The organism is Nodosilinea sp. P-1105, from assembly GCF_012911975.1.
Taxonomy (GTDB): Bacteria; Cyanobacteriota; Cyanobacteriia; order Phormidesmidales; family Phormidesmidaceae; genus Nodosilinea.
Genome location: NZ_SMDQ01000032.1, coordinates 53,543 through 59,542, shown reverse-complemented (window position 1 = coordinate 59,542; position 6,000 = coordinate 53,543). Strand labels below are relative to the sequence as shown.

Below are 6,000 nucleotides of genomic sequence, written 5' to 3'. Positions count from 1 at the left end.
ACGACCCGTCTAAGTTGCTGCCACCTAAATCAGCGGCAGCGACCCCTTGACACCCCAAGGCCAACACAGTATCTACGATTTCAATACCCTTCGGGAAGGGCAAAGCCCTATAAAATTCAAAATTCAAAATCCCTTGTCTTCCCATTCCCCCCAAGGGCGGACACCCAGGTCCGCCCCTACGCCATCCAATTCCCCTTCAATCCAAAATCCAAAATCTCCCCCACCTCCCCCACCTTCCCCACCTCCCCACTCCCTGTGGCACAATTGACGGGTTATGCTCCTTGGGTGTGGAATCTGGCACCATGACAAAGTTTGTTTTCGTCACTGGCGGTGTGGTCTCTAGCATTGGCAAAGGCATTGTGGCCGCCAGCTTAGGGCGACTATTGAAATCTCGGGACTACTCGGTCTCAATCTTGAAGCTGGATCCCTATATTAATGTGGACCCGGGCACCATGAGCCCCTTTCAACATGGGGAGGTGTTCGTGACTGAGGATGGCGCTGAGACAGACCTGGATTTAGGTCACTATGAGCGCTTTACCGATACGGCCATGTCGCGGCTGAACAGCGTGACGACGGGCTCGATCTACCAGGCGGTGATTAATAAAGAGCGCCGGGGGGATTACCAGGGGGGCACGGTGCAGGTGATTCCCCACATTACCAACGAAATTAAACAGCGCATTCACCGGGTGGCCCGGAACACTAACCCCGATGTGGTGATCACTGAGATCGGCGGTACCGTAGGCGACATCGAGTCCTTGCCATTTTTAGAGGCGATTCGACAGTTTCGCAAAGATGTGGGTCGCCAAGACCTGCTCTACATGCATGTGACGCTGATCCCTTGGATTGCCTCCGCCAAAGAACTGAAAACCAAACCGACCCAACACTCGGTGAAAGAGTTGCGGTCGATTGGCATTCAGCCGGATATTTTAGTCTGCCGTTGTGAATGCCCCCTGCCTCAACCCATGAAGGAGAAGATCTCTGAATTTTGTGACGTGGCCACGGAGGCCGTAGTCACCTGCCAGGATGCTAGCAGCATTTATGAAGTGCCTCTCAACCTGGAGCGGGAGGGGTTAGCCCACCAGGTGCTGACTATTTTGGCCATGGAGCAGCGATCGCCTAACTTGCATACCTGGGAAGCTTTGGTGGCGGGGCTATACGAGTCTACTCGCCCGCTGGAGATTGCCATCGTCGGCAAGTATGTCAGTCTCAATGATGCTTACCTATCTGTGGTGGAAGCGTTGAGCCATGCCGCGATCGCCCATCAAGCCGCCCTAAAGATTCGCTGGATCAACTCCGAGGACATTGAAGTCAATGGCGCAGCGGACTATCTAGCTGACGTGGATGGGGTTGTGGTGCCGGGGGGGTTTGGCACCCGAGGCATCAATGGCAAAATTCAAGCCATTCAGTATGTGCGAGAACAGCACATTCCCTTTCTGGGGCTGTGCCTGGGGATGCAGTGCTCGGTGGTGGAGTGGGCTCGCCATGTGGCCCACTTGGATGGGGCCAACAGCTCTGAGTTCAATGAAACCACTCCAAACCCAGTCATTAGCCTCTTGCCTGAACAGCAGGATGTGGTGGATCTGGGGGGTACCATGCGCCTAGGGCTATACCCCTGTCGCCTGGCCGCCAACACCTTAGCCAGTCGCCTCTATGGCCAGGAGGTGGTGTACGAGCGTCATCGGCACCGCTATGAGTTCAACAACGCCTATCGCACCCTGTTCCTGGAGTCAGGCTACCAGGTCAGTGGCACCTCCCCCGATGGGCGACTGGTGGAGATCATCGAACTGCCAGGCCATCCTTTCTTCATTGCCAGTCAGTTTCACCCAGAGTTTCAGTCGCGGCCCAGTGCTCCCCATCCCCTGTTTTTGGGGCTGATGCAGGCGGCTCTCAACGGACAATCAAGTCCAGGGCTGGCTGAGTCTGCGGCCCCTGAGCAGGCCGGGGTGATCTAAACCAAACTCAAGTCCAGACCTAAAGATCTACCTGTGGGAAAACTCCAGATTGTGAGCTGGACTTGGGATAGGTTGTGACAGTAACCAGTAGGTGTTAAGACTATCAGCCGTTTTGAGCACCACCTGGCCTCGGGAGATCAGCGGAAAGTCATCCCGCAAATGCTGGTAGGCTGCCTCTGATACTTGAATTTTGCCAGCTTCACCGGTGGCTTCCATGAAGCTAGCGATATTGACCGTGTCTCCCCACAGGTCGTAGATGAACTTGCGAATGCCAATCACCCCAGCCACCAAACTGCCGGAATTAATACCGATGCGCAGCTGGAAGGGTTGGCCATCGGGACGCCAGAATTCGCCGATGGTGGCCTGCATATCCAGGGCCATTTGGGCGATCGCCTTGGCATGGTCAGGGCGAGGTACTGGCACCCCTGCTGCTACCATGTAAGCGTCGCCAATGGTTTTAATTTTCTCCAAGCGGTAGAGGGCCGCTAACTCGTCAAATTTAGAGAAGATTTGGTTGAGCAGCTGCACCAGTTCCGCAGGGGCTAGCTGGGCCGCTACGGTACTGAAGCCGACAATGTCAGCAAACAAAATGGTGACGGCATCAAACTGATCGGCGATCGCTTCGTCTTGTTCTTTGAGCCGCTGGGCAATCTGAAACGGCAGCACATTCATCAGCAGTTGCTCAGATCGCAAGCGCTGTTGACGCAGTTCCGCTTCGATCTGCTGGCGTTCTTTGATCTCGGCTTGTAGCTGCTGGTTTTGTCGAGCTAACTGTTGCTGCTGACAACGCAAAGCCAGTTGGTGCTTCACCCGCAGTAGCACTTCATAGGCTTGAAAAGGTTTAACAATATAATCTGCTGCCCCCAGGGAAAACGCCCGCTTCTTTTCGGCTTCAGCATCCCGAGCTGTGAGAAAAATTATCGGAATATCTTGGGTGGTGGGGTTGGCTTTCAGTTTTTGGCACACCTCAAAGCCATCCATGGTGGGCATGGTGATATCCAGCAAAATTAAGTCTGGGGGGGCCAGCAGGGTGGCTTGTACTGCTAGGGCACCACTGATGGCCTTGCGACAGCTGTAGCCCTCGGTCTCCAAAATCGTGGATAACACCCGCAAATTATCGGGGATGTCATCGACGATCAAAATATCAACCGCCTGGGGTGGTGGCGAATGAGCAGTCATAGGCGTTAGTGCTGGGGTGGGATATAACACAGGGACTATTCACCAAAAGGCTGAGGGCTAGAAAGTTAAGGGGTGGGCTGAACCGGGGATGGGGCCGTTAACTGAATGATGATGTCAAAGCGAAACTCATCGAGAAGTTGGGTGAGCCGCTGACCCAAGGGTCGGTGGACTGGGGGCAGTTGGCGCATCAATTGACGAATCTGCCGATCGTCAACGGCTTGGGCGGCCCGATGCACTTGAGCCAGCCAGGCTGAATCCAAGACTGCCATATCTGCTGGGGTGAGCCGAGACGGAAGCTGCCCCACCGTTCCAGGGGATACCCCAGGGAACGATGGCCATTCTGGCCAGGTGGCCCTAGCATCGGCTAACCCTAGGTGCTCACCAATGCACGCCAGCAGCAGCTCTCGAGTCAAGGGTTTAGGCAGGACAGCGTTGCACCCAGCGGCCAAGCAATCACCCTGCTGTGCTTCAAATACACTCGCCGTGACCGCTAAAATAACCGGGTCATCCCCTAGAGTGGATTGGCGAATATGGCGGGCGACAGCGTAGCCATCCAGCTCTGGCATCTGCATATCCAGACAAATCAGTTGGGGAGCCCAAGCTTGCCATACCTCAATGGCGGCTGGACCAGCGTTGGCTTCACGCACCTCAAACCCGGCTTCCTCTAGCCAATGGCGCAGCAGCAGACGACTTTCGGCCACGTCGTCAGCCACCAAAATGCGATAGGTCAGGTGGGCGGGGAGTCGGTAGGTTTTGATCTCCGCCTCCCTGACGGTGGGGGCAGCGGTCGTTAGGCCAACCGGTAGGGTCAGGGTAAATGTGGACCCCTGCTCGGGGACGCTTGTCACAGCAATATCCCCTCCCATGAGCTGGGCGAAGGTGTGACTGAGGGATAGTCCTAAGCCACTGCCTTCGGCGGCACGACGCCCCGATTGGGTCTGCTCAAACGGTTGGAATAGATGGGGGATTTCTGCCGGAGCAATGCCAACGCCGGTATCTTCGACGCTCAGGGTTAGTCGGTGGTTTTTGGGGGGGCGATCGCCATCGCCATCGGTGGATGGCAAGGGCCGAACTGGGTGGTCGTTAGCCAAGACCCACCGTACGGTGATTGAGCCCTGGGGGGTAAATTTGATGGCGTTGCCGATTAAGTTAATTAAAATTTGCCGCAGCTTACCGTGGTCGGCCCACAGGGTTGGGGGCAGATCTGCGGCTCCTACCAGCTTCAGCTCAAGGCCCCGAGACTCGGCCTTGAGCCGCAATAAATCGTCGACGGACTGCAATAGCTCGGATAAATCGAAGGGGCCTTCATCCAGGGTGATTTTGTTGGCCTCAATTTTAGCTAAAGATAGGACATTGTTAATCAGCCCCAATAAATGGTTGCCACTGCGATTGACAATGCCCACCAGGTTGCGGTGGTTATCGGCCAAGGCCGGATCCCTGTGCAGAATCTGGGTGAATCCCAAAATGGCGTTGAGGGGAGTGCGCAATTCATGGCTCATGCTGGCCAGAAAGTCTCCCTTGGCTTGGTTGGCGGCATCGGCAGCCTGTTTGGCCAATTCCAGGGCCTGGGCCTGCTGCTGGGTTTGGTTGAGTAAATTGGCCTGCTGGACAGCCGTGCCTAAATGTACGCCCACCTGGAGAACCAGTTTCACCTCGTGACGGGTCCAGGGACGGGGATGGTGATGGCTATAGATGCCCAATAGCCCCCACAACTGGCTACCGGCGAAAATTGGCACAATTACGTAGGCCCGCACCTGCCACTGTTCTAAAAATTGCAAGTAGCAACGGTCAAACCCTTCATCGTAGATATCTGTGACGCAGTGATAGGTGCGATCGCGGCGATAGGTTTCGGCCTGGGTTTCTTGTAGGTAGGTGTCTTGGAACACTAGATAGCTATCGTCGAAGCCATCCTGTTGCAGCTTACGGGCACCACAGTCCGAGCGATCAATCAGCCGAGGGTTCTCTGGTATTGCCACACTAGCCCCATTGGCATCGGCCATTGCTAGGGTAGAAGGAGCGGTCGGGTCGGCCAGGTCTTCAGCCACCACCACCCCACTCCAGTCGGGGTTGAAACGATAGATCCAAACGCGATCGCAGCTTACCGCCTGTTGTAACTCTTGGGTCGTAGCCGCAAAAATCGTCTCCAAATCTAGTGTTTGACGCATCCGCTGCACAATGCGACTAATGGCGGTTTCTCGGTTGGCGACCGCTTGCACCGCTGCTTCCGCCTGCTTTTGAAGGGTGATGTCGCTAAAGGTGCATAGGATCCGCTCCACCTCACCAGCCTGGTCCAACTGGGGATCGACATTAACCAGCAGCCAGCGTACGGCCACTGTGGCGTGATCCACAAAGCCAATCACCGCATCGTTGAGGGGCGCTTTTTGGGCGATCGCCCGTTGTACGGGTAACTCTTCCGGGGGACAAAGGGTGCCGTCCTGCCGCTGAAAGTAACCCAGTTGAGGACCAAACTCTATGGGTTCAGTGGTTACTGATGTATCCGGCAGGTGAAAAAATCGTCGAGCCGCTTGGTTGCCGACCACAACTTCAGCCTGGGGGTTGAGCAGCAGTACCCCCACCCCCAGATCTCGAATTAGGGTGCGGAACCGTTGCTCACTCTGGGCCAGGGTGGTCGCCTGCAAGTGCTGCTCCATGCAGCGCTGATGTCCCCTGAGCCTGGGCCACGCCATCGGCAACAGCACAGCCCCCCCCGCCCCAATGGCCAACCCCAGGGTAGCGGCCATTGGCAACCCCAACCCTAACGTTTGAATAGACTGCAACATTACCCCTCTACAATCGCTCCGGACTCAGTCCTGAAACCTGAAAAACACCCATCTTTAGAGTTCCCTGGACTCTGACATCTGCAACGGGA

3 protein-coding genes are annotated in these 6,000 nt (G+C 55.9%); 1 reads left to right on the top strand and 2 read right to left on the bottom strand.

Features of this window, described 5'->3' with window-relative positions:
* Positions 1-302: 302 nt before the first annotated feature.
* On the top strand, positions 303-1,952 hold the full coding sequence (locus E1H13_RS14645) for a CTP synthase (protein ID WP_169614160.1): 1,650 nt from the start codon (positions 303-305) through the stop codon (positions 1,950-1,952).
* Between the two features lie 27 nt (positions 1,953-1,979).
* On the opposite strand, the gene E1H13_RS14640 is transcribed toward E1H13_RS14645, so the two are convergent.
* Together E1H13_RS14640 and E1H13_RS14635 are read right to left on the bottom strand one after the other, a co-directional pair.
* The gene (locus E1H13_RS14640) at positions 1,980-3,131 is read right to left on the bottom strand and encodes an adenylate/guanylate cyclase domain-containing protein (protein ID WP_169614159.1); all 1,152 of its coding nucleotides are present in this window, start codon (positions 3,129-3,131) and stop codon (positions 1,980-1,982) included.
* A 65-nt stretch (positions 3,132-3,196) separates the two neighbouring features.
* Positions 3,197-5,911, bottom strand: coding sequence for an ATP-binding protein (locus tag E1H13_RS14635; RefSeq protein WP_169614158.1), 2,715 nt, complete (start codon positions 5,909-5,911; stop codon positions 3,197-3,199).
* Positions 5,912-6,000 lie beyond the last annotated feature (89 nt).